The organism is Rhizorhabdus sp., from assembly GCF_018006725.1.
Taxonomy (GTDB): Bacteria; Pseudomonadota; Alphaproteobacteria; order Sphingomonadales; family Sphingomonadaceae; genus Rhizorhabdus.
The window spans coordinates 1-3,830 of record NZ_JAGMXV010000364.1 but is presented as its reverse complement, the minus strand read 5'-3'; the positions used below and the strand labels follow the sequence as shown (position 1 = coordinate 3,830).

At 63.3% G+C, this 3,830-nt stretch carries 7 protein-coding genes; 6 read left to right on the top strand and 1 reads right to left on the bottom strand.

Annotated features, from left to right (window positions below; genetic code table 11):
* Positions 1-49 precede the first annotated feature (49 nt).
* Genes KAY22_RS26080 through KAY22_RS26070 form a run of 3 tightly spaced genes read left to right on the top strand, consistent with a single transcriptional unit; the run spans position 50 to position 977 of the window.
* A complete protein-coding gene (locus tag KAY22_RS26080; RefSeq protein ID WP_296626008.1) occupies positions 50-250 on the top strand; it encodes a hypothetical protein in 201 nt (66 codons plus the stop codon).
* Entirely contained in the window at positions 247-663 is a 417-nt protein-coding gene (locus tag KAY22_RS26075; protein WP_296626007.1) for a hypothetical protein, read from the top strand. The genes KAY22_RS26080 and KAY22_RS26075 overlap by 4 nt, the downstream gene beginning before the upstream one ends.
* A 32-nt stretch (positions 664-695) precedes the next feature.
* Positions 696-977: a hypothetical protein gene (locus tag KAY22_RS26070; RefSeq protein WP_296626006.1), complete on the top strand. Its 282-nt coding sequence runs from the start codon at positions 696-698 to the stop codon at positions 975-977.
* Positions 978-1,045: 68 nt separating this feature from the next.
* Here KAY22_RS26070 and KAY22_RS26065 read toward each other — a convergent pair whose 3' ends face one another.
* The gene (locus tag KAY22_RS26065) at positions 1,046-1,393 is read right to left on the bottom strand and encodes a hypothetical protein (RefSeq protein ID WP_296626005.1); all 348 of its coding nucleotides are present in this window, start codon (positions 1,391-1,393) and stop codon (positions 1,046-1,048) included.
* 187 nt (positions 1,394-1,580) lie between these two features.
* Between KAY22_RS26065 and KAY22_RS26060 the strand changes: the two genes are divergently transcribed.
* From KAY22_RS26060 to KAY22_RS26050, 3 genes are all read left to right on the top strand, one after another.
* Positions 1,581-1,880, top strand: a complete 300-nt coding sequence (locus KAY22_RS26060) for a type II toxin-antitoxin system RelE/ParE family toxin (RefSeq protein WP_296626004.1) — start codon at positions 1,581-1,583, stop codon at positions 1,878-1,880.
* A gap of 110 nt (positions 1,881-1,990) precedes the next feature.
* On the top strand, positions 1,991-2,353 hold the full coding sequence (locus KAY22_RS26055; RefSeq protein ID WP_296626003.1) for a HigA family addiction module antitoxin: 363 nt from the start codon (positions 1,991-1,993) through the stop codon (positions 2,351-2,353).
* A gap of 113 nt (positions 2,354-2,466) precedes the next feature.
* Positions 2,467-3,501 (top strand): FkbM family methyltransferase, encoded by a 1,035-nt coding sequence (locus KAY22_RS26050; protein ID WP_296626002.1) that lies wholly within the window; start codon positions 2,467-2,469, stop codon positions 3,499-3,501.
* The last annotated feature ends 329 nt before the right edge of the window (positions 3,502-3,830 follow it).

Below are 3,830 nucleotides of genomic sequence, written 5' to 3'. Positions count from 1 at the left end.
GCTATGACACGCGCCTGGCCGATAAGGCCGCCGAGTTCGCGAGGGCCGCGTGATGGGCGGCGCGGGGCGGACGGTCGTGCTCGCGCTCCTGATTATCTCCGAGGGTGCGTGTTCGCCGATGCGCCTTCGCATCAAGGCGGACATCGACCTTGAGATACCGCCGCCCTGGTCGATCGGCGTGTGCCCGTACCTTCACGCCCATCCTGCACCGATGGGCGCGCCTGTTCGTGGCGAGAGGATCGGCGAATGATCCCGGTTTTTCAAACGATGACCGTTGCGAATGACGGCGTCGGCAATTGCTTCAACGCCTGCGTCGCATCGATCCTAGAGAGGCCGCTTAGGGACGTTTGCCCCGTCTTGCCCAACTTCGACGGAGCTTACTGGGGAGAGTGGGAGAAGTGGCTCGCCACCCTCGGCCTCGAACTCAATTTCGTTCCGCTTGACCGTGGCGCACCGAAAGGCTTCGCGATTGCGTCGGGGACCGGCGGCCGCAGCTATCCAGATGGCCATCCGAAAGCGGGCCAACCTATTCTGCACGCAGCGGTCGTTTTCAACGGCGAGCTAGTTCACGATCCCTTCCCCTGCGCGAAGCAGTTCGGCGACGTTCGCCACTATTGGACGATCGACCCCATCACCGCGAGCGCTAGCCCGCCGGTCTCTTGAATAGCCCGATCCCCCGGCCGGGACTTCAGCCCGTGCGCGGCCGGCTCCGCGCGGGCGACAGCAGGGGAACCCTGATGGACCGCTTCCTCAATCTCTACTCGCTGCGCGCCGCGATCGTCGCGCTTCTGGCGATCGTCTCGCCGGCCGTGATGCCGCCCGAACTCGTCCAGGCGCTCACCTCGATCGCCGACGCGGCGGGCGCGGGCGACATCCGCCTGACGACGCTCGCGATCTTCGGCGGCATGTATGTGCTGCTCGATGTGCTCCGCAAGTCGAAGGCGCCGGCAGGCGCGGCGGGTGCCGGCGGCTCGTAACCGCCATCCACACATTGGATTGCCGCAGGCGCCCGGGCTTCGGCCCGGGCGCTTTCTTTTTGTTCGCGCTACAGGCAGCCGCGGATCAGCTTCAGATGATCACCTTCGGGGATCAGGCTCACGATCGCCTTGATGAAATAGACCTTCACGCGCCGCTGTTCGCCTTCATCGATCACGTCCACGAGGATGTTGACGTTGCCATTCGAGGAAGAGCTGAAGGCATATCCGTCGCCAGCGGGCACGGAGGTTACCGGCATCATCGTCTTCCCCGCCCATTCGGTGCCGAGGCATCCGGCGATATCCTTCGCGCTCCTGGCGCTCGTCGCGTCCAGCTCGGGCGCGCGGCTTCGCATATCGTTCGACGTGACGCAGCCTGCGGCCAGCAGGAGCGGAGCGAGGGTCAGCAGCCTGATCATCCGCCAAGCGTAGCACAATGCCGTGAACGGGCCATGGGTTCTCGCGAAAGCGACCGATCCCCAGCCTCCCGACAATAGCACTCCCACCGCAAGATGCAAGAAAAATGTATGCTGACAACACACATTTCTATTGCGTCGATGTGCGGACAGTGTATGCTCATAACATACACACAGGAGAGGAAGTTTAATGATCATCATCACCGTCAGTGACAAGCGGGTTAAGGCCCTCGTCGAAGACCCGACGCTGACCAAGGTGAAGGGGTTCAACGCCCTTCAGGTTCGCAAGGTCGCCGAGATGATCGTCGCCATTACGGTGATGACCAACCCCCACCAGCTTCGCAGCGTTCCGGCATGGCGCGCCCACGAACTGAAGCCGGGTCAGCCGGGAAAGTGGAGCATGTGGGTGACGCCCAACGACCGCCTCACCTTTCACGTCGATCAGGACAGGCAGGAGGTCCATCTTCTCGACTACGAGGATTACCACTGAGGCGAACCAGAGGGGGGCTTCGGCCCCCTTCAATATGTTTGCTACCACCACACATTATGCTTGCAAAGTGTATGCTGAAAACATACTGTGCTAGTGTGGAGGAATGACAAATGACTGACCAGCCCCCCGACGATTTCAAGATCACCGATCCCGCCGAGCAGCTGGTGGCGCGCCAGCCCGAGGGCTTTCGCCACCCCGGATCGTTCGTCCGCACCGAAGTGCTCGAGCCTCTTGGCCTGAAGGTCGCGCCTGCCTGTGCCGCAATGGGACTGAACCGGCAGAACTTCATCAAGATGCTGGATGGCCGCGGGCCGCTCACGCGCGACGTCGCCTACCGGCTGGAAGCGCTGACCGGCGTCGACGCTGATCTGCTGATCGCGATGCAGGCTGCCTATGACCGGGGCCGCGAAATGCCGGCGCGCGCTGAATATCGTCAGACGATCACGCGCTGGTCGCCACCGAGCAAGGACTAGCTCTCCACTCCTTGGGAGGCCTAGGCTTCGCCAAGACGCTTCATATTTGCGAAATCCATGTCACATTGCTCCGGCGATGCTGCAGCCGCTGCTGCTCAACCGTCGGAGTCGCAATGTTCGAGCCCGATTTGATCTACGATGTCGGCATGCACAAAGGCGAGGACACGGAATATTACCTGGCCAAGGGCTTCCGCGTCGTCGCCTTCGAAGCGAACCCGGCGCTAATCGCCGCGGCCCGCCAGCGCTTTGCAGCCGAATTGGCGGATGGCCGGCTGGTGATCGTCGAAGGGGCGATCAGCGATGACACCTCGTCTGACACTGTGACCTTCTACCAGAGCTCCATGTCGGTATGGGGCACTGTCTGCGACAGCTTCGAGGCGCGCGCCCACGAGCGAGGGCAGCCGAGCAACAGGTTGACGGTGCCGCGGGTCGACTTCGCCGAAGCGCTGCAGCGATACGGTGTGCCCTATTATCTGAAGATCGACATCGAAGGGATGGACCTCGCCTGCCTCAAGGCGATGGAACGGGTCCCCGGCCGGCCAAAGTATCTCTCGATCGAAAGCACATGGACCCACTTCTCTGGCGTCGAAGAGGAGATCGCCCAGCTTAGCCGGCTGGGCTATGACGGCTTCAAGATCGTTCAGCAGCAGGGCATTTCCGCTCAGCGCGAACCGGCGGTCGGCGAGAGCCGCGCGCTCGGCTGGCGCTTCCGCGAAGGATCCAGCGGACTGTTCGGCGCCGATCTCCCCGGCGAATGGATGGGCCGCGAGAAGACCCTCGATCGCTACGCGAGCATTCTGCGGCTCCACCGATGGCTCGGCTACAAGTCCCTGGCGCAGCGCCTCGGGCTGGCGAGGTTTGTCACGCGCGCCTATCGCATCGTGACCGGCCGCTACATTCCCGGCTGGCACGACACGCATGCACGGCTCGCCGACCCCGGCCCCCACAACATGGCGAAGCATCTGTATAAGCCCGCGACTATCGCCGCATCCTTCGAGCGCGACGGCCATCCGCTTAGCGTTGCCGAGCGGGCCGATCTGGAGCGCTGCTGGGCCGCCTGGACGTCGGGCGACACCTTCGAGTGGACACGACCCGACCCGATCGAAGGCAAGCGGAACACCGCCGTTCTTCAGTCCGAGCTGACCTAATGTCACGGCCGCGCGGCTCAAGGGTTCGCCGACAGCGACAGGTGCGCCTCGCAATCGCCATCGCCGTAGTGTCGCTATCTATGGCAGCGCTGGTGCTCGCCATCATGCTCGACCCGAATTCCTATTAGGCGGCCACGCGATCGGCGGCTTCAAGGCGTGGCCCTGATTTGGCGACGGCTGCAGAGATCAGTAGTTGGTCCGGCGTAGCAGCAGCTCTGAAGCCGGCGGGAAGTCCTTCAGCAGCAGTTCGGCCCACTCCTCGGCGATCTCGCGGCGACGTTCCATGAAGGCGGCCCGGTTGTACGCGGCCTCCACCTTCTCCTTCGGCA